This is a genomic window from Pseudomonas sp. MF09150 (assembly GCF_059862355.1).
The window spans coordinates 1-26,052 of record NZ_JCBCUS010000016.1 but is presented as its reverse complement, the minus strand read 5'-3'; the positions used below and the strand labels follow the sequence as shown (position 1 = coordinate 26,052).

Sequence of the window (26,052 nt, the reverse complement as noted above, 5' to 3'; positions counted from 1 at the left end):
ATGCCAGGGCCGTCCTCGACCCTGGTGTGTTAACTGAGAGGCCAATTACCAGAGGGCCACGCTGTAGCTCACCAGCAGCCGCACTTCATCGGCGTCCCGTGCCGAGTAGTTGGAGCGGTAGGTGGCATTGCGCAGGCGCACCGCGACGTCCTTGAGGGTGCCGCTTTGCACCACGTACTTGATCTCGGTGTTGCGTTCCCATTCCTTGCCGGTGTCGCCGTTTTTCAGGGCGATGTTGTCACCGCTGATGTAGCGGCTCATGAAGCTCAGGCCGGGGATCCCGAGTTTGCCGAAGTCGTAGTCGTAGCGTGCTTGCCAGGAGCGCTCCTGGGCGCCGGCAAAATCGTTGATCTGCACGAAGTTGACCAGGTAGGGATCGCTGCCATCGACGTAAGGGAAGGCGCTGTCGCCGGACATGTGCTGGTAGCCGGCGCTGAGCTTATGCCCGTTCAAGGCATAGCTCACCAGGCCGTTGAGGGATTTGTTGTCGATCTTGCCGCCACGGGCCTGGCCCTGGTCGTCACTGATGGCAGCGCGCAAGTCGGCGGCAAAGGTGCCAGGGCCCATGGGCCGCGACGCCACCAGGCCGAGGAAGTGTTGTTTGTAGACCTCGCCGAGCTGGGCGAAGTGGTAGCTGCCGGTGATCTTGTCGGTGAACTTGTAGTCCAGGCCGCCGAAATCGAAATGCTTGCCCTCGGCGGTGCTGCTGAAGCGGCTGTTCTTGTTGTTGAGGGCGATGTTTTCGTAGTTGCTGTCGTCACGGTCCTTGGCGCGGGACAGGCGACCACCGGTGAAGGTCAGGTTCTTGATTTCCCTGGAGGTCAGCAGGCCGCCTTCAAAGGTCTGGGGCAGGATGCGTCCGTCGTTGGGCTTGAGGATCGGCAGTTCGGGGATCAGGCTGCCGACTTTCAGCTCGGTGGCCGAGATCTTCATCTTGCCGGTCAGGCCGAGCTTGGAGTATTCGTCGGCTGCGCGGCCGTCATCGTGGGTCGGCAGCAGGCCGGTGCCGGTGCGGTCGGGGCTGGAGTCGAGCTTGATGCCGAGCATGCCCAGGGCGTCCACGCCGAAACCGACGGTGCCCTCGGTGTAGCCCGATTGCAGGTTGAGCATGAAACCCTGGGCCCATTCGTCGCGTTTGGATTGCTGGGCGCTGGTGCCGTCGCGAAAGTCGCGGTTGAAGTACATGTTGCGGGTTTCGAGGGTGGCGCTGCTGTCTTCGAAGAACGCGGCCTGGCCAAGCGGCGAAAAACCGGCGAGGGCGGCGGCACTGGCAAGGGTGGTCTGGCGCAGAAGGGAAAAACGAACAGGCGGGCAAGCCTGAGGCTGCATGGACAGCATCGTGTGGTACTCCGTTATTGTTCTTATTGGCGAAAACGCTTCGAGGCGTTTTTCGGGCAAGCGGCCGTGACGGCCACGGCAGTCGGGACTGTCCGTGGCAGGACTCTAATGGGCCAACCTTTCGCTAACCTTTCAGCGGACTTTCAATGTTTTCGGGCTTCACAGCGGCGGTTGCGGCTGTAAACTCCGCGCCAAAGAGTGGCGTCGACCCTCCCCGAATGAGGTAGCAATCCATGCGCGTTCTGCTTGTCGAAGACCATCTGCAACTGGCGGAAAGTGTCGCACAGGCGCTGAAAAGCATCGGCCTGACGGTGGATGTGCTGCACGATGGCGTGGCAGCGGACCTGGCCCTGGGCAGCGAGGAGTACGCGGTGGTCATCCTTGATGTCGGCCTGCCGCGCATGGACGGTTTCGAGGTACTGGCGCGCCTGCGCAGCCGCGGCAAGAACCTGCCGGTGCTGATGCTGACTGCGCGCAGCGACGTCAGGGATCGGGTCCATGGCCTGAACCTGGGGGCCGACGATTACCTGGCCAAACCCTTCGAACTCACCGAGCTTGAAGCGCGGGTCAAGGCCCTGCTGCGGCGCAGCGTGCTCGGCGGCGAACGCCAGCAGCGCTGCGGGGTGCTGGTCTATGACCTGGACACTCGGCGTTTCACCCTGGGCGATGAGCTGCTGACCCTGACCTCCCGCGAGCAGGCGGTGCTCGAAGCCCTGATCGCCCGTCCGGGACGGGTGATGAGCAAGGAGCAACTGGCGGCCCAAGTGTTCGGCCTGGATGAAGAGGCCAGCCCCGACGCCATCGAAATCTACGTCCACCGCCTGCGCAAGAAACTCGATGGGCATGCGGTGGCCATCGTTACCTTCCGCGGCCTCGGCTACCTCCTGGAAAGCCGCGATGCATAAGCCTAGCAGCCTGCGTTGGCGGTTGTTGTGGAACCTGGCGCTGCTGTTGGTGGTGCTGATGCTGGCCAGCGGGTTGAGTGCCTACTGGAACGGGCGCGAGGCCGCCGACACCGCCTATGACCGGACTCTGCTGGCCTCGGCGCGGACCATCGCCGCCGGTTTGTCCCAGCGCGACGGCAGCCTGAGTGCCAATGTGCCTTATGTGGCCCTGGACACCTTTGCCTACGACAGCGCCGGACGTATCTACTACCAGGTCAACGACATTCATCAGCAGTTGATCTCCGGTTACGAAAACCTCCCCGGGCCGCCGCCGGGCACCCCGCGTACCGATGATTATCCGGCGTTGGCGCGGTTCTACGATGCCTCCTACCTGGGACAGAACGTGCGTGTGGTCAGCCTGCTCAAGGCGGTCAGCGAGCCGAACATGAACGGCATGGCGGAAATTCGCGTAGCGGAGACCGACGAGGCGCGTGAAACCATGGCCCGCAGCCTGATGGCCGACACCTTGCTGCGCCTGGGGATGCTGGCGATTGGCGCGCTGGTGCTGGTGTGGTTTGCCGTGAGTGCCGCCCTGCGTCCGCTGGAGCGCCTGCGCAGCGCGGTCGAGGAGCGTCAGCCTGACGACTTGCGGCCCTTGCCGTTGGTGGAGGTGCAGCGCGAGTTGTGGCCGCTGGTGCGGGCGCTCAACCATTTCACCGAGCGCCTGCGCGGCCAGTTCGAGCGCCAGGCGCAGTTTATCGCCGATGCTGCCCATGAGTTGCGCACGCCGTTGGCGGCGCTCAAGGCGCGGCTGGAACTGGGCCAGCGGGCCACGGATCCGCAGACCTGGCGCGCCACTCTGGAAAGCGCGGCCCAGGGCACTGACCGCCTGACCCACCTGGCCAATCAGCTATTGTCCCTGGCGCGCATCGAAAACGGCGCCCGGGCGATTGCCGAGGGCGGTGCGCAGTCGCTCGACCTCAGCCAACTGGCCCGTGAACTGGGCATGGCCATGGCTCCCCTGGCCCACGCCCGCGGCGTGGCCTTGGCCCTGGAGGCCGACGAACCGGTGTGGCTGCGCGGTGAGCCGAGCCTGCTCAATGAGCTGCTGAGCAACCTGGTGGATAACGCCCTGGCCCACACCCCGCCAGGCGGCAATGTGATTTTGCGTGTGTCGCCGCCAGGGGTGCTGGAAATCGAGGACGACGGCCCGGGGATCCCCCTGGAAGACCGGGATCGGGTGTTCGAACGCTTCTACCGGCGTAATCAGCAGGTGGCGGGGTCCGGGCTGGGCCTGGCGATCGTCGGCGAAATCTGCCGCGCACACCTGGCACAGATCAGCCTGCACGATGGCGCGCAACGGGGCTTGAAGGTGCGGGTGAGTTTTATTGCGAGCTAGGCAGTTACGCTGAGCGTCGCCGAGCGGATCAGTAAAGGAGCGAGCGCGACTCTTCCAGGTCGCGGCACAGCACTTCATCGTCCAGGTCGATTCCCAGTTTCTTGAACGCCGGCACCTCAGAGACGTCGATGCGCGCCAGGGGATGGTCGGTGCCTTTGTGGCAATACAGGGTGGCCACCTGGACCAGGTCGATATAGTCGAGCTTGGTCGAGTCGCGTTGCAGGTTCAGGTATTGCCCGGGCACCAGGGCCAGTTTTTCCGGAAAATCCCAGACCTTGAGCAATTTATCGCCCAGCAGCGGATGAATATGTTCGATCACGTGGTTCAGGCTGACCGGGTCGGCCAGCAGCTCGTAGTGGTCTTCGGCGTAGGTCAGGATCGGCAGCACGCCGATCTGGTGCACCAGGCCGCCCAGTGCCGCCTGGTCCGGCTTGAGCTGAGAGTAGCTGCGGCACAGGGCGTAGCTGATACCGGCAACTTCCAGGCTTTTGCGCCAGACATCGCGCATCTTTTTTTCGACCACTTCGGAGCGGGCGTGGAAAATCTGCTCCATGACCAGGCCGATGGCCAGGTTGCTGCTGTAGTTGACGCCCAGGCGGGTGATGGCCGTGTGCAGGTCGGTGACTTCCTGGGTCGCGCGCAACAAGGGGCTGTTGACCACTTTGATCAGGCGCGCCGAGAGCGCCGTATCGCGGCCAATCACTTTGCTCAGGGTGCTGACGCTGATCTCCGGATCTTCAGCGGCCCGGCGAATCTGCAGGGCCACCTCCGGTAACGTTGGCAGAACCAGGTCATCGTTATCGATGGCCTCAACTAAATCCTGTTGGACCTTATCCGCCAGCTTGCTCATTTCTGTTCTCTAGGGTGTTGCCAAGGGGTGCTGACGATCAGCGCTGGATTTCGCGATCACGGTCCAGTTGGTACGGTAAATCGAGCAGTTGCAGGCCTGGCCCTTCAAGTGTCCCGAGGTGGATGTCACCCCCCTCTGCGGCTTCGGCTTGCAGCACCGCCAATAGTTCAATCTGTTGCTCGGCCCGTGCGGCAATCACCACTTCACCAATGGAACTGCCATGGGTCGGGGAGAATAGCGGGGTGCCCGGTTCAGGTAGGTCGCCGGCTGGCAGGCAGAGGCGATACAGGCGGCGCTTGAGCTTGCCCAGGTATTGCATGCGCGCGACGATTTCCTGGCCGGTGTAGCAGCCTTTCTTGAAGCTGACGCCGCCGATGGCCTGCAGATTGAGCATCTGCGGGATAAACAGCTCGCGAGTGGCAGGCATGACCTGGCCGATCCCGGCGCGAACCTGGCCCAACAGCCACTGATTGAGTTCGCCTTCAGGCAGTTGCGCCGCCAGTTGGCCGCGCAGGGTGTCAGTCTGATCGGCCGGGGCCCATAATTCGGCGCGCCCGGGGGAGACCCGCACCGCGATCAAATCGTTGTTGCGCACCAAGTTGCCGGCTTCTTCGCCAAGCTCAAGGCCCAGGCTGAGCAGGGCGGCACCGGCATCGCCCAGGCCGAAACGCACCCATTGGGCGCTTTCATCGCTGAGTTTGGCTTTGGAAAACACTGCGTATTTCTTCAGGTCGGCCAGTTGCGGCTCCAGCAGCTCGTGGGCCATGGCCAGCAACACCCCGTCACCTTGCAGCAGGATGCGAAAGCTGGACTGCATGCGGCCTTTTTGCGTACAGCGGGCTCCCAGGCTGGACTGGGTGTCACTGAGGTAATTGAGGTTGCAGGTCAACTGACCCTGAAGGAACTTGCTGGCGTCAGGGCCGCGTACGGCGAGGATGCCTTCGTGGGACAGCGTGCAGAAAAAAGCGGAATCAGCCATGAGTCATCGCAGGGTAATAGGGTCTGGGGCACATCATAAGGGGGCGCCCCTGAAATGGGTAGTTCACAAAAGGTCGGTGGTGCCCGACCAAAGCCGACTGTTCTCGCCTTCTTCGGGCTGTATACTTGCGCTCTATTTGAGGAGCGCTCCATGGTCGAAGATGTTGAACTGAATCGCCTCTACTGGCACAGCCGTCGCGGCATGCTTGAACTAGACGTGTTGCTGGTGCCGTTCGTGAAGGAGGTGTATGCCCATCTCAATGATGTAGACCGCGAATGCTATCGCAAGCTGCTCGAATGCGAGGATCAGGACATGTTCGGCTGGTTCATGGAACGCAGTGAGTCTGAAGACCCGGAATTGCAGCGCATGGTTCGCATGATCCTGGACCGTGTCCAGCCCAAGTAGCCCCTTCGAATGCCGCTGGCGTGCCTCTCGGCGCTTGCTGGCGGCTTATCTCCTGGCCCAGCTGATTGCGTTGGGCTCGCTGCTGGTACTCGATATTTCCGTCTGGTCCTGCATCACTGCAGTGGCGGCTTGCCTGGCTCATGCCGGCTGGGTCGTGCCGCGGCAGATCCTCCTGAGTCACCCCCACGCGTTCACCGGTTTGCGCCGCAATGCCGAAGGCTGGCAGCTATTCAATAGCGCGCGAGGCTGGCAGCCGGTGCAATTGCGTCCGGACAGCCTGGCCTTGCCGATGATGGTCGTGTTGCGGTTTCGCCTGCGGGGCGAGCGGCGCGTGCGTTCGCTCTGCGTGCCCCGTGATGCGCTGGCGCCGGCCATCCACCGGCGTTTGCGGGTGCGGCTCAAGTTCAGTCGGCGTAGGTGGGCGGCAGCAGAATAGTGTCCAGCGCCTCGGGCAGCATCTGCGGGTAGTCGAGGGTGTAGTGCAGGCCGCGGCTTTCCTTGCGCGCCATAGCTGACAGAATCATCAGCTCGGCAACCTGGGCCAGGTTGCGCAGTTCGATCAGGTCGCGGCTGACTTTATAGTTGCTGTAGAACTCATCGATCTCGTCCAGCAGCAGCCGTACCCGGTGCTGGGCCCGTGCCAGACGCTTATTGGTGCGCACGATACCCACGTAGTCCCACATGAAACGCCGCAGCTCGTCCCAGTTATGCGCAATGATCACGTCTTCATCGGAATCCGTAACCTGGCTGGCATCCCATACGGGCAGGGCAGCAGGGACTGATATTTGCGGCAATTGCGCAAGAATGTCGGCCGCGGCCGAGCGAGCGTAGACAAAACACTCCAGCAGCGAATTGCTGGCCATGCGGTTGGCACCGTGCAAACCGGTGAAGCTGGTTTCGCCGATGGCGTACAGGCCCGGGACATCGGTGCGGCCCTGTTGGTCGACCATCACCCCGCCGCAGGTGTAATGCGCCGCCGGTACCACCGGGATCGGCTGCTTGGTGATGTCGATGGAGAACTCCAGGCAACGCTCATACACCGTCGGGAAGTGGGTCTTGATGAACTCTTCCGGCTTGTGGCTGATGTCCAGGTACACGCAATCGATGCCCAGGCGCTTCATCTCATGGTCGATGGCGCGGGCCACGATGTCCCGTGGTGCCAGCTCGGCCCGTGGGTCGAAACGCTGCATGAAGCGTTCGCCATTGGGCAGCTTGAGGTGGGCGCCTTCGCCACGCAGGGCTTCGGTGATCAGGAAGCTCTTGGCTTGGGGGTGGTACAGGCAAGTAGGGTGGAACTGGTTGAATTCCAGATTGGCCACCCGGCAGCCCGAACGCCAGGCCATGGCGATGCCGTCACCGCACGCACCGTCCGGGTTGCTGGTGTACAGATAGACCTTGGCTGCGCCGCCGGAGGCGAGGATCACAAAGCGTGCGCCGTAGGTGTCGACCTCGCCGGTGCCGCGGTTGAGCACGTAGGCCCCCAGGCAACGATCGCCTTCCAGGCCCAGGCGTTTCTCGGTAATCAGGTCGATGGCGACCCGTTGTTCCTGCAATTCAATGTTCGGTCGCAGCCGCGCCTGGGCCAGCAGGGTCTTGAAAATGGCCGCGCCGGTGGCATCGGCGGCGTGGATGATGCGCCTATGGCTGTGACCGCCCTCTCGGGTCAGATGGAACTCGAAACCGCCGTCTTCAGTGCCGGACTGCTCGTCACGGGTAAAGGGCACGCCCTGGTCGATCAGCCACTGGATGGCCTCGCGGCTGTGCTCGACGGTGAAACGCACCGCGTCTTCATGGCACAGACCGCCGCCGGCATTCAGGGTGTCTTCGACGTGGGACTCGACGGTGTCGGTGTCGTCCAGCACCGCCGCGACGCCGCCCTGGGCCCAGAATGTCGAACCATTGGCCAGGTTGCCTTTGCTCAGCACGGCGATGCGCAGATGGGCAGGGAGGGTCAGCGCAAGACTCAGGCCGGCAGCGCCGCTGCCAATCACCAGAACATCGTGTTGAAACTGTTGGCTCATTAGGAGTATTCCGCTCAAAGCGACCCAGATTGGAGATGGCACAGTGATGCCTGGTTCGGCAAATCAGGGCGGCCACACAGCCCACTAGTATATAGAGGGGTGGATCGGCACAATAGCCGAGCCTTCGTGCCATTGTGAGACTACGGTGACCGGAAGACGGGTATTTGCAGCTCATGTTCGCCAGGTCGTTTTGCGGCCGATTTACCGCTGTGGCGACTGTATCGAAGATGTAGCACCCTTTTTCTCTTCACGGTTACACAATGTTCGTTCTGCACGGCTATAAAGATTGGGAACTTTTGCCAAGGGCCCAAACTCAATAGAAGGTTGCCTGAAAGAAGGGACAGCGTCGGCGACATGCAGGGCTTGAGTTACGGCCCTTGCCGCTGGAATCGACGACAGGATTATTCGCGCAGCCGGCCTTGCCCGCGCTGCGTTTTTCGTGCGTGCCAAATCAGAGCCCGCAGGAAACTTGCTTGGAGGGGGAGAACTTTTGCGAAAAGCCCGAGTCTATGTTTGCAAGCCTGATCGATTAGTGATGCAAGCTTCCTCCGAGCTTATCGAGGAGTGTTCATGCTAACCCAGGAAGAGGATCAGCAGCTGGTCGAACGCGTGCAACGCGGCGACAAGCGAGCGTTCGATCTGCTGGTGCTGAAATATCAGCACAAAATTCTCGGGTTGATCGTGCGATTCGTGCACGACACCCATGAAGCCCAGGATGTCGCACAAGAAGCCTTTATCAAGGCTTACCGTGCACTTGGTAATTTCCGCGGTGACAGTGCGTTTTATACGTGGCTGTACCGTATCGCCATCAACACGGCGAAAAACTATCTGGTTTCACGCGGCCGACGGCCGCCGGATAGCGATGTCAGTTCTGAAGATGCGGAGTTCTACGACGGCGATCATGGCCTCAAGGACCTTGAGTCTCCAGAGCGGGCGCTGCTGCGGGATGAGATCGAAGGCACTGTCCATCGAACCATCCAGCAACTTCCAGAAGATTTGCGTACAGCTTTAACTTTACGTGAATTCGATGGTCTGAGTTACGAGGACATTGCGAGCGTCATGCAATGTCCGGTGGGTACCGTGCGCTCCCGGATTTTCCGCGCTCGGGAAGCCATCGATAAAGCCCTGCAGCCGTTGTTGCAGGAATCCTGAGACAGCGGCGACAGCCAAGAGAGGAACCGCCATGAGTCGTGAAGCCCTGCAGGAATCGCTGTCCGCAGTGATGGATAACGAAGCGGACGAACTGGAATTGCGTCGGGTATTGAATGCCGTCGACGAAGTTGAAGCCCGTGAAACCTGGGCTCGTTATCAAATCGCTCGGGCAGCCATGCACAAGGAACTGCTGCTTCCACGTCTGGACATTGCTGCGGCCGTTTCTGCCGCACTGGCTGACGAAGCCGTGCCGGCCAAGGCCTCCCGCAGCCCATGGCGCAGCCTGGGCCGCCTGGCCGTTGCTGCCTCGGTAACTGTGGCCGTGCTGGCAGGTGTTCGCCTGTATAACCAGGACGAGATTGCTGGTGTTGAACTGGCTCAGCAATCGGGTCAGCAGACCCTGGCTGTTCCACAAGTCAAGGGCCCTGCGGTCCTGGCTGGCTACAGCGAAAGTTCCGAAGCCACCGGTCCTATGGCCAACGGCGTGTTGCAAGGCCAGCAAGGCTGGCATGATCAGCGTCTGCCAAGCTACCTGCGTCAGCATGCGCAACAAGCTGCCCTCAAAGGCACTGAAAGCGCGCTGCCTTACGCTCGTGCAGCAAGCCTGGAAAACCGCTAAGGAGGATCATGCGCGCCATACCTCTACTTACGCTTCTGCTCAGTGGCTGGTTTGTAGTTCCAGCCCATGCCGATGAAGCCCAGGACTGGTTGCAGCGTCTTGGGCAAGCGGAGCAGCAGCAAAGCTTTCAGGGCACCTTTGTATACGAGCGTAACGGTAGTTTTTCTACCCATAACATCTGGCATCGTGTCCAGGATGGTAAGGTCCTCGAGCGGTTGGTTCAGCTCGATGGATCCGCTCAAGAGGTGGTGCGCATCGACGGACGTACCCAATGTGTCAGCGGCCAGTTGGTCGCAGGCCTTGGAGACGCGCCGGACTCTGCCGCTCGCGCCCTCGATCCGCAAAAGCTCAAGAATTGGTACGACCTTGCCGTCATCGGCAAGTCGCGCGTGGCCGGGCGTCAGGCGGTCATTGTTTCGCTGACTCCCCGTGATCAACACCGCTATGGTTTCGAATTGCACCTGGATCGCGAGACCGGGCTGCCGCTCAAGTCGTTGCTGCTGAACGACAAGGGGCAGTTGCTCGAGCGCTTCCAGTTCACCCGCCTCGACACTGCCGATGTGCCGCAGGACAGCGAGCTGCAGCCCAGTGCTGAATGCCGCCCGGTCGTCATCAACAGCGACAAGGCTTCAGCGGTGAAAGCTGCTCAGGTCTGGCACTCGGACTGGCTGCCGCCAGGGTTCGAGCTGACCAGCAGCACCGCGCGCAAGGACCCGGACACCAAGTCCATGGTCAACAGCCTGATGTATGACGATGGCCTGGCCCGTTTCTCGGTGTTTCTCGAGCCGCTCAATGGCGCCGTGGTCACCGATACCCGCACCCAGCTTGGCCCGACCGTTGCCGTGTCTCGGCGCCTGACCACTCCGGAAGGCGAGATGATGGTCACCGTGGTGGGCGAGATCCCTATTGGTACCGCTGAACGGATTGCGCTATCCATGCGCTCCGACACGGCCAACGCCAAGCAGTGACAGACTGCCATGGCATTCACCAGACCCTTTATTAGTTGTGCAAGAGGTCAGCAATGCCCACTCCACAATTGAGAAGATGAAATGTTTGGTGAGCAATTTCATTTGCAAAACCCCGGTTTTTTTTCTATAGGTCAGAGCCCCTCGGTTCTGGCCTTGTTTGTCGTTCCCGGAACAAAAGTACCGGCGCTTGCCGCTCGCTACTTGTTGCTCCATATCGCTTAATCATGCTCGTTGTAACGGGAGCCGTATGTCGATACCACGCTTGAAGTCTTACCTCTCCATATTCGCCACCGTGCTTGTGCTCGGTCAGGCAGTTGCCGTGCAAGCGGCGGAACTGCCCGACTTTACGCAGCTGGTCGAGCAGGCTTCCCCTGCCGTGGTCAATATCAGTACCACGCAGAAGCTTCCTGATCGCAAGGTGTCCAACCAGCAGATGCCCGATCTTGAAGGCCTGCCGCCGATGCTGCGGGAGTTCTTCGAACGCGGTATGCCCCAGCAGCGCTCGCCCCGTGGCGATCGTCAGCGCGAGGCGCAGTCCCTGGGTTCGGGTTTCATCATCTCGTCTGATGGCTACATCCTGACCAACAACCACGTGATTGCCGATGCCGACGAAATTCTCGTGCGCCTAGCCGATCGCAGCGAACTCAAAGCCAAGCTGATCGGGACCGACCCTCGTTCCGACGTGGCCTTGCTGAAAATCGATGGCAAGGATCTGCCCGTACTGAAACTCGGCAAATCCCAGGACCTGAAAGCCGGCCAGTGGGTGGTTGCCATCGGTTCGCCGTTCGGTTTCGACCACACCGTGACCCAGGGCATTGTCAGCGCCATCGGGCGCAGCCTGCCGAATGAAAACTATGTGCCGTTCATCCAGACCGACGTGCCAATCAACCCGGGCAACTCCGGTGGCCCGCTGTTTAACCTGGCGGGTGAAGTGGTGGGTATCAACTCGCAGATCTACACCCGTTCCGGCGGCTTCATGGGCGTGTCGTTCGCCATCCCGATCGATGTGGCAATGGACGTTTCCAACCAGCTGAAAAGCGGTGGCAAGGTCAGCCGTGGCTGGTTGGGTGTGGTGATTCAGGAAGTGAATAAAGACCTGGCTGAGTCTTTCGGCTTGGACAAACCGGCCGGTGCCCTGGTGGCACAGATCCAGGATGACGGTCCGGCAGCCAAGGGCGGCCTGCAAGTGGGCGACGTGATCCTCAGCATGAACGGCCAGCCGATTGTCATGTCCGCAGACCTGCCGCATCTGGTAGGCGCGCTCAAGGCCGGTGCCAAGGCCAACCTCGAAGTGATCCGCGAGGGCAAGCGCAAGAATGTCGAGCTGACCGTTGGCGCGATCCCTGAAGAAGACAAGGAGCTGGGCACCCTGGCCAAATCCGGTGTCGAGCGCAGCAGCAACCGTCTGGGCGTTGCCGTGGCCGAGCTGACCGATGAGCAGAAGAAGACCTTCGACCTCAAGGGCGGCGTGGTGATCAAGGAAGTTCAAGACGGTCCTGCGGCTCTTATCGGCCTGCAACCGGGCGATGTGATCACTCACCTGAACAATCAGGCGATCACTTCGACCAAGAACTTCACCGAGATTGCCCAGGCCTTGCCGAAGAATCGTTCGGTGTCGATGCGCGTCCTGCGTCAGGGCCGTGCCAGCTTCATCACCTTCAAATTGGCTGAATAACCTGCCGCGAAGGTTATCCGCCCCATAAAAAAGCCCGCCTTGAAAGAGGCGGGCTTTTTTGTGTGCGCTTGAAGCGTCAGCGCATCATGTCCTTGACCATTTGCTCCTGGTCCATCAACTCGCGCTGGCGGGCATCGATCCGTGAGGACAGCGGGAAGTTGCTGCCCGCGCGACGTTTGGCGAAGTCCAGCTGCTGGATGGCCTGACGGTAGTCACCGACCAGGGCGAAGTACTCGGCGCGGGCCTGGTGCAGGCCGATGGTATTGCCGGACAGGCCGCGAGTTTCCGCCACCATGTACCAGACGTCCGGATCGTCGGGGCGGCTCTTGAGCAGGCCTTCGAGGGCTTTTTCGGCGTCGGCGGCGCGGTTCTGCTTGAGCAGCAGGTCGACCCGAACCTGATTCAGCGGATAGTTGTTTGGGTATTGGGTCAGCATCCGGTCGACCCGGGCTTGTGCATCGGGCAGGCGGTTGTTGGCGATGTCCAGCTCGATCTGCGCCAGGTTATAGGTGATGTCGTTGGGCGATTTGGCCAGCAACTGCTTGAGGTTTTCCCGCGCGTCGTTCCATTGGCTGCCCTTGATCTGGGCGATGGCCAGGCCATAGCGTGCCACGTCGTTTTTCGGGTTTTCGTCGAGTTGGGCGCGAAAGCGTTTGGCTGCCAGGCCCGGCGAATCTTCGTACGTCAGTTGCACCCGCGCGCGAATCAGCTGATAGCGCATGCTGTCTTCGGTGCCGCCGGGCTTGGCCTGCTCGGCGCGGTTGCGGGTGTCGGCGATGCGCGATTCGGTGACCGGGTGAGTCAGGAGGAATTCCGGCGGCTTGGCATCGAAGCGGTACTGGCGCATCAGGCGTTCGAACATGCTCGGCATCGAGCGCGGATCGTAGCCGGCCTTCTCCAGGTTGAGGATGCCGATGCGGTCGGCTTCCTGTTCGTTCTGCCGGGAGAAGCGCCGCTGCTCCTGAATGGCTGCAGCCTGGGTACCGGCAATGGCGGCGATCCCGGCATCGCCGGCACCGGCCGCAGCGATCACGATGCCGGCCAGCAAGGCTGCCATCATCGGCACCTGCATGCGTTGCTGGGCTTCGACGCCTCGGGCGAAGTGGCGTTGGGACAAGTGAGCCAATTCGTGGGCCAGTACCGAGGCATATTCGCCCTCGGTCTGAGCGTTGAGGAACAGCCCGCCGTTGACCCCGATGATCCCGCCGGGTGCGGCGAAGGCGTTGAGTTGCGGGCTGTCGATCAGAATGAATTCGAGGCGCCGGTCATTGACCTGGCTGGTTTCCACCAGTTTATAGACACTGGTTTCAACGTAATCCTTGAGCTGCGGGTCGTTGAGTTGCGCGACCTGACTGCGGAGCAGGGCGAGCCAGGCGCGGCCCAACTGGTATTCCTGTTGCGGCGAGACAATGGCAGAACTGGCGTCACCGAGTGATGGCAGGTCGTCGGCGAAGCCCGGTGAGGCGAGCAGGCAAGCGAGCGTCAGCAGGGTAGGGCGCAAAAAAGTCATGCACAAAGCCTTAGTCGACAAAGAGTCTACTGTAGCCGGACACTTGGCCTGCGACCAGATATTCTAGGCAACTCAAACACATGACCGGAGTGCCCCGATGATCGACGCTGTAGCCCATGACGCCGAGCTGGATGCCAGCGGTCTGAACTGCCCGTTGCCCTTGCTCAAGGCCAAGCTGGAACTCAATCGCCTGGCCAGCGGCGCGGTGCTCAAGGTGATTGCCACGGACGCCGGTTCGCAACGCGACTTTCGCACCTTTGCCCGTTTGGCCGGTCATACCCTGCTTCGTGAAGAAGACGAGGCCGGGGTTTATCGCTACTGGTTGAAAAAGGCCTGAGAGCCTCTCGCAATTGCCGTGCTGCTATTTAAGGATCATTGATGTTCAAGGTGTTACGCGACTGGATTCAGCGCTACTTCTCCGACGAGGAGGCTGTGGTGCTGGCCGTGCTGTTGTTCCTGGCCTTTACCGCGGTGCTGACCCTGGGCGGCATGCTGGCGCCGGTGCTGGCAGGCATGGTCCTGGCTTACCTGATGCAGGGACTGGTGGTCAGCCTGGAACGCCTGCGGCTGCCGGGCGGCGCGGCGGTGGGGCTGGTGTTTGCCTTGTTCATGGGGCTGTTGCTGGTGTTTATCGTGGTGGTGGTGCCCTTGCTCTGGCATCAGTTGATCACCCTGTTCAACGAGTTGCCGGGCATGCTCGCCAAGTGGCAGTCGCTGCTGCTGTTGTTGCCGGAGCGCTACCCGCATCTGGTGTCCGATGAGCAGGTGCTGCAGGCCATCGAAGTGGCGCGGGGCGAGATTGGAAAATTCGGCCAGTGGGCGCTGACCTTTTCCCTGTCCAGCTTGCCGTTGCTGGTCAACATCATGATCTACCTGGTGCTGGTGCCTATCCTGGTGTTCTTCTTCCTCAAGGACCGGGCAATGATCGGTCAATGGGTGCGCGGCTACCTGCCGCGCGAGCGCGCGCTGATCACGCGGGTGGCCCAGGAAATGAACCGTCAGATCGCCAACTACATCCGCGGCAAGGTGATCGAGATCGTGATCTGCGGCGGCGTGACCTACATCGCGTTTGTTGCCCTGGACCTCAATTACGCGGCGCTGCTGGCCCTGTTGGTGGGTGTCTCGGTGGTGGTGCCCTACGTCGGCGCCGTGGTGGTGACCGTGCCGGTGGCGCTGATTGCCCTGTTCCAGTGGGGGTGGAGCGATCAGTTCATCTACCTGATGGCGGTCTACGGCATCATCCAGACCCTGGATGGCAACGTGCTGGTGCCGCTGCTGTTCTCCGAGGCGGTGAACCTGCACCCGGTGGCGATTATCTGCGCGGTTCTGTTGTTTGGCGGGTTGTGGGGCTTCTGGGGGGTGTTCTTCGCGATCCCGCTGGCGACCCTGTTCAAGGCGGTGCTGGATGCCTGGCCACGGCAGGAGCCGGTGGTCGCGCCATTGCTTTGAAGTGATCGGGGTCAATGAAGGGGCGGCGCAAATGGCCGCCCCGAGTGCTCAAGCTCAGGCCTTGTTCAGCGCCTGGGCGGCAGCCAGTACCGCATCGACATGGCCGGGCACTTTCACGCCACGCCATTCCTGACGCAGTACACCGTCCTTGTCGATCAGGAACGTGCTGCGATCCACGCCCAGATACTCTTTGCCATAGAGCTTCTTCAGCTTGATCACGTCGAACAGCTGGCAGACGGCTTCGTCCTTGTCGCTGATCAGCTCGAAGGGAAACTCCTGCTTGCACTTGAAGTTTTCATGGGACTTCAGGCTGTCGCGGGAGACACCGAAAATCTCGGTGTTGGCGGCCTTGAATGCGGCGTACTGGTCACGAAAGCCCTGGCCTTCGGTGGTGCAGCCCGGCGTGCTGTCCTTGGGGTAGAAGTAGATCACCACTTGCTTGCCCTTGAGTGCGGCAAGGCTGACGGTCTGCCCGCTGGTGGCTGGGGCTTCGAAATCGGCGATGGGCTGGTCGATAGCAACGGCCATGAAAGCTTCCTTACATTGGGTTCTGTGGGCGCCAAGGTTCAATCAGCGCATCGAGATTCATTGCGTCGGCGAAATCCAGGAACTGGTCGCGCAACCAGCTGATCTGGGTCCCGGCGGGCAAGGTCACGGTGAAGGTGGCATTGAGCATGGTGCCGCCGGTCTGCGGGGCCTGGTAGGTGTCGCAGGTCAGGTTCTCCAGTTCGACCTGATGGTCGATGAAGAACTGGCACAGCTCGTTGACGATGTCCGAACGGTAGGCAGAACTGACATAGGCGACATAGGGCAGGGCCTGGGGACGGTTCTCCAGGGCGGCGCTGCGCACCACGTTGACCGTGAAGGCATGCTTCTTGGCCAGCGAGGGCAGGCCGGTCTCGAGGCGCGCCAGGGCGTCCCAGCTGCCGGAAATCTGCAGGACCAGCGCACTGCACTCGCCATGGCGAGTCAGGCGCGAGGTCACCACGGCGCAGCGATTTTCATGGCTGGCGCGGCACAGGACGTTAGTCAGCTCCATGGGGTTGGCGCCGAGGGCACTGATGACAAGGAATTGTTCGCGAACTGTGGGGGTGGACATGCAGCATTCCTAAAGCGATGAGCGGTCGATACTTTCGTAGGCTCGCGTACTGGGCAAACGTCCGGATGCGTATTCAAAGTCCCGGAATCCGCAGGCTGCGACAAGCTCCACTAAAGAGGGAAGCGCTGGTCAGCCGCGCAGGACAGGGGCTTCGGATGCTGAAAAGGGAGGCAGGAACCCGGCGTACAAGCTTATCAGTACCGATCAAAGCCTGAAGGGTAGCGAAAACCATCGCCAAGGGGAATGGCGCAAGCACAGTACTTCGCTTGTGCAAGCATCTTGGCGCCAGTACCATTACCGCTCTCTTTTTCCGGCAGGAGCGGTTGCATGATTGCGGGCAGTATGGTGGCACTGGTCACACCCATGGATGCACAGGGTCGTCTCGACTGGGACAGCCTGAGCAAACTGGTGGACTTCCACCTGCAAGAGGGCACCAACGCCATTGTGGCGGTCGGCACCACTGGTGAGTCGGCCACCCTGGACGTGAACGAACACATTGAAGTGATTCGTCGCGTGGTAGCTCAAGTTGCAGGGCGTATTCCGGTGATCGCCGGCACAGGCGCCAACTCGACGCGTGAAGCGATCGAACTGACCACCAATGCGAAAACCGCCGGCGCCGATGCGTGCCTGCTGGTCACGCCTTATTACAACAAGCCGACGCAAGAAGGCTTGTATCAGCATTTCCGGACCATCGCCGAAGCTGTCGATATCCCGCAGATCCTCTACAACGTGCCTGGCCGCACCGCTTGCGACATGCAGGCCGAGACCGTGATCCGTCTGTCGACCGTGAAAAACATCATCGGGATCAAGGAAGCCACTGGCGACCTGCAGCGGGCCAAGGACATCCTGGCCGGTGTGAGCAGCGATTTCCTGGTGTACTCCGGTGATGACGCCACTGCCGTCGAACTGATCCTGCTGGGTGGCAAGGGCAATATCTCGGTGACCGCCAACGTTGCCCCGCGTGCCATGAGCGACCTGTGCGCCGCGGCCATGGCTGGCGACGCCGTCAAGGCCCGGGCGATCCACGAGACGCTGATGCCGCTCAATAAAACCCTGTTTATCGAATCCAACCCTATCCCCGTGAAATGGGCCCTGCACGAGATGGGCTTGATGCCGGACGGTATCCGTCTGCCGCTCACCTGGCTCAGTGCTGCCTGTCACGAACCGCTGCGGCAGGCCATGCGCCAGTCCGGCGTATTGGTTTAATTGAGGAAGTACTACGCATGAAGCGAATGGCCGGACTTTCCGCACTTGCCTTGATTATCTCCAGCACCAGCGGTTGTGGTTGGATTTGGGGCCCGGAAGGCTACTTCCGTGACCGTGGTAGCGACTACCTGGAAGCGCAACAGACAGCACCGATGCAATTGCCACCTGACGTCAAGACTGCCAAGCGCCTCGACCCGCTGTTGCCGATCCCGCGCAACGTGGCTGACGACAGCGTCAAGGGCGAGTACGTGGTTCCGCGTCCACAGCCATTGTCGGCCGTGGCCGATGCAGGCGACTATACCCTGCAGAAAAGCGGCGACTCGCGTTGGATCATGGCTCAGCATCCACCGGCTGAAGTCTGGCCCGTGGCAGTGCAGTTCTTCCAGGACAACGGTTTCCGTCTGGATCAACAGCGTCCGCAGACTGGCGAGTTCAGCACCAGCTGGCAGCGTTCCGACGAGCTTTCGGCCTCCGTGGCCAAGCGCATGAGCAGCGCCGGTGTCGGCGCCGACAGCGAAACCCGCGTGCGGGTCCGCATCGAGCCAGGCGTGCAACGCAATACCAGTGAAGTCTACGTGGTCAGCGCCGAGCGTCCTGCCGGCAGCACGGCTGACGTCGAGTTCACCAACCGTTCGGTCAACACTGGTCTGGATGCCGCGCTGGTCGACGACATGCTCGCCAGCATGAGCCGCATTTCCGAGAAGGGCGGTTCGGTTTCCCTGCTGGCTGCGCGTGATTTCGATACCCCAAGCCGTGTCAGCCTCAGCGAAGACGGCAGCGGCAACCCGGTGCTGAACCTGGGCGCAGACCTGGACCGTGCCTGGTCGAGCGTCGGCCGTGCCCTGGAGCAGGGCGAATGGCGGGTTGAAGACATCAACCGCAGCCTGGGCCTGTACTACATCAACCTCGCCGAAAAAGCCGAGAAGAAAAACGACGAGCCAGGTTTCTTCGGCAAGTTGTTCGGCAGCAAGCCGGCCAAGGAAGAAATCGAAGCTCGCGCCGAGCGTTATCAGGTTCGCCTGAGCAAGGTAGGCGAGAACGTCCAGGTCACCGTCGAGAAAAACATCAACACTGTGGCGCCGGCTGATGTGGCGCGCAAAGTATTGGGCGTGATTCAGGACAACCTGGGCTGAGCAAATGCGTTTTGCCGTTCTCGGCAGTGGTAGCCAAGGGAATGGCACGCTGATAGTCAGCAATGACACCTATGTGCTGGTGGATTGCGGTTTCTCCTTGCGTGAAACCGAGCGGCGCCTGCTGCGCCTGGGGGTTCACCCCGCGCAGCTGAGTGCGATTCTGGTGACCCACGAACATGCCGACCACGTGCATGGCGTGGGTTTGCTGTCTCGGCGCTACAATCTACCGGTCTACCTCAGTCGCGGTACCTTGCGCGGGATGCGCAAGCCGGTTGAGGTCGCGGGCTTTTTGGCCGGTGGCGAGCAGTTGCAGATCGGTGCGTTGAGCATCGGCGTGATCGCCGTCGCCCACGACGCCCAGGAACCTACGCAATTTGTCTTCAGTGACGGTCAGCGGCGCTTTGGCCTGCTGACCGACCTGGGGTCTTATTGCGCCGGCGTGCTGGAGGGCTACAGCGGCCTGGATGCCTTGATGATCGAGGCCAATCACTGCCGTGACCTGCTCGCGCGTGGGCATTACCCGGCCTTTCTCAAGCAGCGGGTCGGTGGGCAAGAAGGACATCTGAACAACCACCAGGCCGCAAACCTGGTGGCCGAGTTGGGCTGGCAAGACCTGCAACACCTGGTCCTGGCTCATCTGAGCAGCAAGAACAACCTGCCGCAGCTGGCCCGGCAATGTTTTGTCGACACCCTCGGGTGCGACCCGGACTGGCTGCAATTGGCCGATCAAGATTCAGGGCTCGACTGGCGACACATCGCCTAGCCCACCTACCTAGCAAGCGGAGCCCATCATGGAAAAACGTGAAGAACTCTACCGCGGCAAAGCCAAGTCGGTTTACAAGACCGACGACGCCGACCGCTTGATCCTGCTGTTTCGCAACGACACCTCGGCGTTCGACGGCAAGCGCATCGAACAACTCGACCGCAAAGGCATGGTGAACAACAAGTTCAACGCCTTCATCATGCAAAAACTCGAAGCGGCCGGCGTGCCGACTCAGTTCGACAAGTTGCTGGGCGACAACGAGTGCCTGGTGAAGAAGCTCGACATGATCCCGGTCGAGTGTGTGGTACGTAACTACGCTGCCGGTAGCCTGGTCAAGCGCCTGGGCGTGGAAGAGGGCATCAAGCTCAATCCTTACACCTTCGAACTGTTCCTCAAGGACGACGCCAAGGGCGACCCGTTCATCAACGAATCCCACGTCGTGGCATTCGGTTGGGGCACTGCCGAGCAACTGGTGCGCATGAAAGAGCTGTCGCTCAAGGTCAACGAAGTCCTGAGCAAACTGTTCGACGATGCCGGCCTGCTGCTTGTCGACTTCAAACTTGAATTCGGCGTGTTCCGTGACGGCTCGATCGTCCTGGGCGACGAGTTCAGCCCGGACGGCTGCCGCCTGTGGGACAAGGACACCAAGAAGAAGATGGACAAAGACCGCTTCCGCCAGGGCCTCGGTGACGTCATCGAAGCCTACGAAGAAGTCGCCAACCGTCTTGGCGTACCGCTTTAACCGACGCAAGCATCTGATAGCACGGAAAAATTTCGCCTAGGGGGTTCGCTTCCGGCAAAAGTGTTGTTATGATGCGCGCCGTTGGAGAGATGCCAGAGTGGCCGAATGGGACGGATTCGAAATCCGTTGTACCTTCACCGGTACCTAGGGTTCGAATCCCTATCTCTCCGCCATACATAGAAAAGCCCCTGAAACCTTTGGTTTCAGGGGCTTTTTTTTTTTGATTGTACGTAGGGTTTGTACGTAAAAAAACCGCAGATTCCCGTCGCGTTGTCCCAAAAATCACGTACCTGACTGCATGCCCATTAAGAAGGGGCATGATGCCTCTATGGCCCCTATGTGTAGACGGGTCAGAACGATTTGATTGACGGGGCGTGCAGTATTTTTTACAAACCATCTGTGTTTTTCAAACACTCCATGTTTGCGACGTACTGCATGGTTTAACTGCGCGATTAATAAGGCACTGATTAAGCATGAAAATTGGTTGATCGAGCGTCGGTCCTAGTTCTTCTTCTGCAAGGGGCTAGGGTGCGTTTTGAGCGACGATAAGAGGGTGCTTGTTGGGGAGTGCTAACTCTCTCTAGCGTTCCTTGAGCGAGCCTGTGCATGTCCTAGGTTCGATTTTTTGTCAGTGCATCGAAAGTTGCAAATATTTTCGAAATTCTTTCGATTTTTGTATTTGATCGACATAAATACATATGTGTTCCTGAACTGTATCTTCCACCAATTTTTTATCTGGCATCGGGCGGGGAGTAGAATGGGTTGCCTTCTGATCCGAGGTCAAGACTAGCACTGTGGATGCCAGAACTGCCCCTCAATTACGATGCATTCCAGGGTAGAGTCCTGAGACGTAAAGACATAATAGATGGCATCTTTTAGAAACCGCTGTTTATCGAGTCGCGGATGAATAGCCTTTCTCTGCTCAAACTCTGCTCAAACTCTGTTCGACAAGGCGAATTATCTATTCGCTGAATTTGGTAATGCTTGAGGCCAAGTCCAATAAGCGTATGGCCGCCCAAAGCCTCGTCGTTTGGTGAGCCGAACTGAATTTTTTTACTATGGGGAAATGGATTACAGCTATTTCTTCACCTGCGGTGCAATACCGTAAACGTAGCGGCGTGTCCGTCGCGAACATTACGGGTTCGGGCGACATACTTGGCTGTGGCCAGGAGGCGAGCAGCACTGCGGTCGCGAATGACATAGGGGAAGCCTAGTGTAGAAATAAAGGGCAAAACAGAGTGCGTGCGAGAGCGACGCGTTGTCGTCAACCGTTTCTGATCGCGACGGGCTGCTTCTGGTCGCTCTCTGTCGGTCATGCCCACGAATTCTGCTGGTGAAGTCCGATGCAAATTGCTGGTTAGGTGGAATGCAAATGTGTGGGATAGTCCGTGCAATTACTCAATTAGGTTATGACCGAAGCTGCTGAACACTCGGAGTTCGCTAAAACCAGCCGCTGCACCAGTCTGCTGAATGCCTTTGAAATTGCACGTGAGTGTTTCCATAACTGTCGGGCGAGGTGGTGTCCAACGCGGTCCGGTGCGTCCGGGAGGGTGGCACCTAGGGGAGGGTGTTTCTATACCACCCTATATTCTGCCTAAAGGCCCATGGGTCCCAGTATGGGGTCAGTTGTAGCAGTTAATTATCCAGGCCAGCAGACTCAAGATTGCTTAACAGTGGAAGCTTCGATATTGCATCGAATTTATGTGCAGTTGTCGCCCCTTGGCTGTACACGTCAAACGTAACCAACCCGGTTTCATGACCTACAAGTTCAGCAATCAGAGTGCCTTGTACATTCGCCCTGACAAGCTGGGTAATAACTGTCTTCCGGATGGAGTGAAAAACACGATCCGAACCAAATCCTTGGGCTGCCTTTGCGCCATAACCGTATGTTCCAACTGACCATTGGAAACTTGCTGCGGCGGTTTTTTAAGAATCTTCTTATTCACTCATATTACCCAACTAGCTAAAATTCGGGGCCTCAGAGGCCGTAGTGCTGGTGCGGCACTTGCATTCGGTCGTTCTGATAGTCAAATCACGGGAAACGGTTAATGAAAAAAGTTCTGATCGCACTTGCTGCCAGCGCAGCTGTAGTTAGCTCCTTCAACGCTTCTGCTGCTGACGGTACCATCAACTTCACAGGCGAGGTTAGTAGTCAGACCTGCGTCATTGAGGGCAACACTGGCACCACCGTCAAAACCGTGCCTATGCCGCGTGTATCTGCTTCGTCGATGGCTGCCGTAGGCCAAGTTGCCGGCCGTAAAGATTTCTCTCTGGCGCTTACTGGATGCACAGGCTCCAGCGCGCTGGTGCGTTTTGAGCAAGGCGCCACGGTTGATGCTGTCACCGGCAACTTGATCAACCAGACCGCTGATGGCTCTAACGTTCAGGTCCAACTCCTGAATGCTAACTTGGATCCGATCAACTTGCAGACCAATGAAGGCTCTCTGTCGACTGCTGTCACTGATAAAAAAGCGACTTTGAAATTCTATGCTCAGTATATCGCTGCGACCGCCGCTGCTACGGCCGGTCAGGTGACATCGAGTGTGCAGTTCTCGATGGACTACAACTGATCTTTAGCGCTCGCAGCTTGGCTGCGAGCGCTTTTAGGACCGCTAAATGAAAGCTTCTCTTCTTTGCCGTGCCGCGTTGGCACTGGTCGGTTTCCTGCTGTTCGCCTGTATTAATCCTGCCAAGGCTAATGTGGTGATTGCAGGTACTCGCGTGGTCTATCCCGGCAATGAGCGGGAAATCACTATCAAGCTGGACAACGTTGGAAGTGAGCCCGCACTGGTGCAGGCATGGGTCGACAGCGGTAACCCGGACTCACGAGCCGATCAGGCCAATGCTCCGTTTCTGCTGATGCCTCCAGTGGCACGCATTTCGCCACAACGATCACAAACACTGCGCATGACCTACACCCATGATCCGCTGCCGCATGATGTAGAGTCTGTGTTCTGGCTCAACGTGCTGGATGTTCCGCCACTGCCCAAAAATGCCGATAGCAACTTTATGCAAGTGGCTTTCCGGTCTCGCATCAAGGTGTTCTTCCGGCCAGAAGGCTTGAAGGGCTACGCCGAAGATACCCCCGCTGCCATCACCTGGACGCTGGTTGAGAGCGGCAATGGCTTTGCTTTGCGCGGCACCAACCCGACGGTATTCAGTGCTTCGTACAACAAAACCGAGCTGTTGGTTGGTGGCAAAACCTACAGCAGCAAAGGTGGAATGATCCCGGCCAGAGGCGCTTTCGAGTTCCCGCTGGAAGGTCTGCAAAGTCGCCCGCAGGGCAGCGCGACTCTTCGTTACGAATGGATCAACGACTACGGTGCGGCCAAGTTGGTTGAGACCAGGCTTGGCAATTAACGCTCGCAGCATTAGCTCAAGCACTTCACCTCGGACTTAACCCAACTAAGAGCCAGTCTATCCGGCTGCGCCGTGATTGCTGCTGCCATGTAGCAGGCCTGCTCAGGACGCCTACTGATGTTTTTTGAACCCAGCCTTCTGCGTGCGCAGGTCAAGGCACGGCGTCCCCGTGCCTGCTCGTTGCTTCTGGCCGTGCTTACTCCCTATGTAGTACTGGCAGACGAAGCCGAAAACGTCGACTTCAACCCCAGCTTTATGACGGATAGCCAGGGGCGGTTGATGGACGTTTCTGCTTTCAAAAACGGCAACCCGCTGACCCCGGGAACATACCGTACCGACATTTATCTCAACGGCAACTGGCAGGGGCGTGAGCCGTTGATCATCACCAAAGAGCGCGCTGGCGAGGCTGCGCATTTTTGCTTTAATCTTGACGACCTCGAACGCTGGGGGGTGAACCTCGAATCGTTGCCCAACCATGACACGTTAGCTTTGCTGCTGAAGGACACCGGTTGCGTCGAGCTTTCACGGCTGGCTCCTGACATCCACGTAGACGTGGACATGAGTGAATTGCGCGCGGATTTGACCATCTCCCAGGCCTACCTCAAGCGGGTTTCACGCGGTTACGTAGACCCCAAGAACTGGGACAGCGGCGTGAACGCTGCCTTTTTGAACTACAACTCAAACCTGTACCAGAGTGAGACCCAGGGTGTGGCCAGCACTCAGTCTTATTTGGGGGTGAACACGGGCATTAACGTGAACGAGTGGCGCCTGCGTCATAACGGTTCCTATAGTTACAGCCGGTCCGCCCATGGCGCTTCGCAGAGTGGCTACCAGTCCAACAGCAGCTATGTGCAGCGTGACCTCACTGGGTTGAAGTCACAGCTCACCCTGGGCCAGTACTACACCCCGGGCGAGCTGTTCGACAGCGTACCGTTCAGTGGTGTGCAGGTCAGCAGCGATGACCGTATGTTGCCCGACTCCATGCGCGGTTTTGCCCCGCCTGTGCGTGGTGTGGCCGACACCAATGCCAAGGTCTCTATCCGCCAGGGCGACAGCATCCTCTACGAAACGACTGTGGCGCCAGGGCCCTTCGTGATTGATGACTTGTACAGCACTGGCTACTCGGGCGATCTGTCGGTGACCGTCACAGAGGCCGACGGGCGTGTTCGCTCATTCCTGGTGCCTTTTGCCTCCGTGGCGCAATTACTGCGCCCCGGCACGTCGCGCTTCAGCGTGACAGCCGGTAAATACCGCGATGAAAGTTTGGGCAAAACGCCCGACTTCATTCAGGGCACCTACCAACTCGGTGTGTCAGATCGATGGAGCGCCTTCACCGGCAGCATCATCGCCGAACGCTACATGGCCTTGCAGGCCGGTGTCGCATGGAGCACGCCGTGGGGGGCAATGGCACTTGACGTGACTGAATCCCAAGCCAGTGACTTGGCGCATACCCACGATAACATCGACACGACAATGCGCGGTCGAAGCTATCGGTTGACCTACAGCAAACTGGTGGATGCGACCCAGACCAACTTCACCGTGGCCGCCTACCGCTTTTCCAGCGAGGGCTACCTGAATTTCAGTGACTATGCCCAACTGCAAAGTCGCGATAGCGCTTCACTGTATCGCCAGCGCAGCCGCTTTCAGATCAACGTCAACCAGCCCCTGGGCAGCGGTCGCGGCAGTGTTTATTTAACCGGTTCGGTACAGAACTACTGGAACAACGAACAACGCAGCAACGCGACGTATCAGGCGGGTTACAGCAATGGCTATAACTGGGGCTCCTTCAACCTCAGCGCCAGCCGTACTCGCGATTATCAACGCGCGTTTGAAACTCAGTACATGCTCGGTTTCAACATTCCATTCGGGCGCATCCGCTCCAACTACATCAGCACCAATGTGCGCTACACCAACAACGGTAACAGCAATACCCAAGTCAACCTGGGCGGCAGCGCGGGCGAAAACAACCAGTTGAACTACAACGTTTACGGCTCGGCCGACAAAAACTCGGGTGGCTCTACCACGAGTGCGGGCTCTACCGTGCAGTACCGTACGCATGGAGCGCAACTCAGTGCTGGCGTGAACACGGGCAAGGATTACAAGCAGTCTAACGTGGGTGTCAGTGGCAGCCTGGTGGCCCATTCGGGTGGGGTGACGTTCAGTTCAGAGCAGGGTGAAACCATGGCGCTGATCGAAGCCAAAGGTGCCGCCGGGGCACGTGTTGGCAACACCTCAACGGCCGTGGTCGACAGCAATGGTTATGCACTGGTACCGGGGTTAATGCCCTATCGCCAGAACGACATTTCTATAGACCCCAAAAACACCGATGACTCGGTTGAACTTGAAACCACGTCGCAAATGATTGCACCACGTTATTAACCTGGCAAATAAATAGGGCATATTAGATAATCTGTCTCCATGAAAATAGATGCCCGTAAACTCAGCCCCCAAGAACAACGTGAAAAGCGCTCCACGGCCCTACGCATGCGTGAGCAGGGTT

The 26,052-nt window shown here is 59.5% G+C and carries 24 protein-coding genes and 1 tRNA gene; 18 read left to right on the top strand and 7 right to left on the bottom strand.

The window, feature by feature from the left end:
• Positions 1-45 precede the first annotated feature (45 nt).
• On the bottom strand, positions 46-1,338 hold the full coding sequence (locus AC19YX_RS33060) for an OprD family porin (protein WP_421547856.1): 1,293 nt from the start codon (positions 1,336-1,338) through the stop codon (positions 46-48).
• Between the two features lie 233 nt (positions 1,339-1,571).
• Here AC19YX_RS33060 and AC19YX_RS33055 point away from each other — a divergent pair, with 233 nt between their 5' ends.
• Positions 1,572-2,243, top strand: a complete 672-nt coding sequence (locus AC19YX_RS33055; RefSeq protein ID WP_201129876.1) for a response regulator — start codon at positions 1,572-1,574, stop codon at positions 2,241-2,243.
• Positions 2,236-3,621 (top strand): sensor histidine kinase, encoded by a 1,386-nt coding sequence (locus AC19YX_RS33050; protein WP_500607912.1) that lies wholly within the window; start codon positions 2,236-2,238, stop codon positions 3,619-3,621. Before AC19YX_RS33055 ends, AC19YX_RS33050 begins: the two co-directional genes overlap by 8 nt.
• Positions 3,622-3,649: 28 nt before the next feature.
• Here AC19YX_RS33050 and AC19YX_RS33045 read toward each other — a convergent pair whose 3' ends face one another.
• Together AC19YX_RS33045 and ygfZ are read right to left on the bottom strand one after the other, a co-directional pair.
• Complete coding sequence (locus AC19YX_RS33045; protein ID WP_201129878.1) at positions 3,650-4,471, bottom strand: HDOD domain-containing protein; 822 nt, start codon at positions 4,469-4,471, stop codon at positions 3,650-3,652.
• Positions 4,472-4,508: 37 nt separating this feature from the next.
• Positions 4,509-5,450 (bottom strand): CAF17-like 4Fe-4S cluster assembly/insertion protein YgfZ, encoded by a 942-nt coding sequence (gene ygfZ, locus AC19YX_RS33040; RefSeq protein ID WP_500607911.1) that lies wholly within the window; start codon positions 5,448-5,450, stop codon positions 4,509-4,511.
• Between the two features lie 150 nt (positions 5,451-5,600).
• Here ygfZ and AC19YX_RS33035 point away from each other — a divergent pair, with 150 nt between their 5' ends.
• Together AC19YX_RS33035 and AC19YX_RS33030 are read left to right on the top strand one after the other, a co-directional pair.
• Entirely contained in the window at positions 5,601-5,855 is a 255-nt protein-coding gene (locus tag AC19YX_RS33035) for an FAD assembly factor SdhE (RefSeq protein WP_017127583.1), read from the top strand.
• On the top strand, positions 5,839-6,291 hold the full coding sequence (locus tag AC19YX_RS33030) for a protein YgfX (protein WP_500607910.1): 453 nt from the start codon (positions 5,839-5,841) through the stop codon (positions 6,289-6,291). The genes AC19YX_RS33035 and AC19YX_RS33030 overlap by 17 nt, the downstream gene beginning before the upstream one ends.
• On the opposite strand, the gene nadB is transcribed toward AC19YX_RS33030, so the two are convergent.
• Positions 6,260-7,876, bottom strand: coding sequence for an L-aspartate oxidase (nadB, locus tag AC19YX_RS33025; RefSeq protein ID WP_078473183.1), 1,617 nt, complete (start codon positions 7,874-7,876; stop codon positions 6,260-6,262). The two genes, AC19YX_RS33030 and nadB, sit on opposite strands and share 32 nt — an antisense overlap.
• Before the next feature lie 570 nt (positions 7,877-8,446).
• Here nadB and rpoE point away from each other — a divergent pair.
• From rpoE to AC19YX_RS33005, 4 genes are all read left to right on the top strand, one after another.
• Positions 8,447-9,028 carry an RNA polymerase sigma factor RpoE/AlgU gene (gene rpoE, locus AC19YX_RS33020; RefSeq protein WP_019692537.1) on the top strand — a complete coding sequence of 194 codons (582 nt, stop codon included), beginning with the start codon at positions 8,447-8,449 and terminating at the stop codon, positions 9,026-9,028.
• Between the two features lie 31 nt (positions 9,029-9,059).
• Positions 9,060-9,647 carry an anti sigma-E factor RseA C-terminal domain-containing protein gene (locus tag AC19YX_RS33015; protein ID WP_078473184.1) on the top strand — a complete coding sequence of 196 codons (588 nt, stop codon included), beginning with the start codon at positions 9,060-9,062 and terminating at the stop codon, positions 9,645-9,647.
• An 8-nt stretch (positions 9,648-9,655) separates the two neighbouring features.
• Positions 9,656-10,615: a MucB/RseB C-terminal domain-containing protein gene (locus tag AC19YX_RS33010; protein ID WP_500607909.1), complete on the top strand. Its 960-nt coding sequence runs from the start codon at positions 9,656-9,658 to the stop codon at positions 10,613-10,615.
• Between the two features lie 247 nt (positions 10,616-10,862).
• Positions 10,863-12,290, top strand: coding sequence for a DegQ family serine endoprotease (locus AC19YX_RS33005; RefSeq protein ID WP_043230965.1), 1,428 nt, complete (start codon positions 10,863-10,865; stop codon positions 12,288-12,290).
• Between the two features lie 76 nt (positions 12,291-12,366).
• Here the strand turns inward: AC19YX_RS33005 and AC19YX_RS33000 are convergent, their stop codons facing one another.
• Complete coding sequence (locus AC19YX_RS33000; protein ID WP_078473188.1) at positions 12,367-13,800, bottom strand: M48 family metalloprotease; 1,434 nt, start codon at positions 13,798-13,800, stop codon at positions 12,367-12,369.
• A gap of 97 nt (positions 13,801-13,897) precedes the next feature.
• Between AC19YX_RS33000 and AC19YX_RS32995 the strand changes: the two genes are divergently transcribed.
• Together AC19YX_RS32995 and AC19YX_RS32990 are read left to right on the top strand one after the other, a co-directional pair.
• A complete protein-coding gene (locus AC19YX_RS32995; protein ID WP_078473189.1) occupies positions 13,898-14,137 on the top strand; it encodes a sulfurtransferase TusA family protein in 240 nt (79 codons plus the stop codon).
• A 41-nt stretch (positions 14,138-14,178) separates the two neighbouring features.
• On the top strand, positions 14,179-15,249 hold the full coding sequence (locus AC19YX_RS32990) for an AI-2E family transporter (RefSeq protein WP_078473190.1): 1,071 nt from the start codon (positions 14,179-14,181) through the stop codon (positions 15,247-15,249).
• A gap of 54 nt (positions 15,250-15,303) precedes the next feature.
• Here the strand turns inward: AC19YX_RS32990 and AC19YX_RS32985 are convergent, their stop codons facing one another.
• Together AC19YX_RS32985 and AC19YX_RS32980 are read right to left on the bottom strand one after the other, a co-directional pair.
• Positions 15,304-15,777, bottom strand: coding sequence for a peroxiredoxin (locus AC19YX_RS32985; protein ID WP_201129898.1), 474 nt, complete (start codon positions 15,775-15,777; stop codon positions 15,304-15,306).
• A gap of 10 nt (positions 15,778-15,787) precedes the next feature.
• Positions 15,788-16,348 carry a glycine cleavage system transcriptional repressor gene (locus tag AC19YX_RS32980; RefSeq protein WP_020300479.1) on the bottom strand — a complete coding sequence of 187 codons (561 nt, stop codon included), beginning with the start codon at positions 16,346-16,348 and terminating at the stop codon, positions 15,788-15,790.
• 327 nt (positions 16,349-16,675) lie between these two features.
• Here AC19YX_RS32980 and dapA point away from each other — a divergent pair, with 327 nt between their 5' ends.
• The 8 genes from dapA to AC19YX_RS32940 all read left to right on the top strand — a co-directional run bounded on the left by dapA (position 16,676) and on the right by AC19YX_RS32940 (position 25,931).
• The gene (gene dapA, locus AC19YX_RS32975) at positions 16,676-17,554 is read left to right on the top strand and encodes a 4-hydroxy-tetrahydrodipicolinate synthase (protein WP_078473192.1); all 879 of its coding nucleotides are present in this window, start codon (positions 16,676-16,678) and stop codon (positions 17,552-17,554) included.
• Positions 17,555-17,571: 17 nt separating this feature from the next.
• On the top strand, positions 17,572-18,687 hold the full coding sequence (gene bamC / locus AC19YX_RS32970; protein ID WP_500607908.1) for an NlpB/DapX family lipoprotein: 1,116 nt from the start codon (positions 17,572-17,574) through the stop codon (positions 18,685-18,687).
• Positions 18,688-18,691: 4 nt separating this feature from the next.
• Positions 18,692-19,450: an MBL fold metallo-hydrolase gene (locus tag AC19YX_RS32965; RefSeq protein WP_500607907.1), complete on the top strand. Its 759-nt coding sequence runs from the start codon at positions 18,692-18,694 to the stop codon at positions 19,448-19,450.
• Between the two features lie 28 nt (positions 19,451-19,478).
• Positions 19,479-20,192 (top strand): phosphoribosylaminoimidazolesuccinocarboxamide synthase, encoded by a 714-nt coding sequence (gene purC, locus AC19YX_RS32960; protein WP_078473194.1) that lies wholly within the window; start codon positions 19,479-19,481, stop codon positions 20,190-20,192.
• An 83-nt stretch (positions 20,193-20,275) separates the two neighbouring features.
• A tRNA-Ser gene (locus tag AC19YX_RS32955) sits at positions 20,276-20,365 on the top strand.
• Between the two features lie 1,875 nt (positions 20,366-22,240).
• Entirely contained in the window at positions 22,241-22,762 is a 522-nt protein-coding gene (locus AC19YX_RS32950; protein ID WP_500607906.1) for a fimbrial protein, read from the top strand.
• 46 nt (positions 22,763-22,808) lie between these two features.
• Entirely contained in the window at positions 22,809-23,552 is a 744-nt protein-coding gene (locus AC19YX_RS32945) for a fimbria/pilus periplasmic chaperone (RefSeq protein WP_500607905.1), read from the top strand.
• A gap of 117 nt (positions 23,553-23,669) precedes the next feature.
• Positions 23,670-25,931 (top strand): fimbria/pilus outer membrane usher protein, encoded by a 2,262-nt coding sequence (locus AC19YX_RS32940; protein WP_500607904.1) that lies wholly within the window; start codon positions 23,670-23,672, stop codon positions 25,929-25,931.
• Positions 25,932-26,052 lie beyond the last annotated feature (121 nt).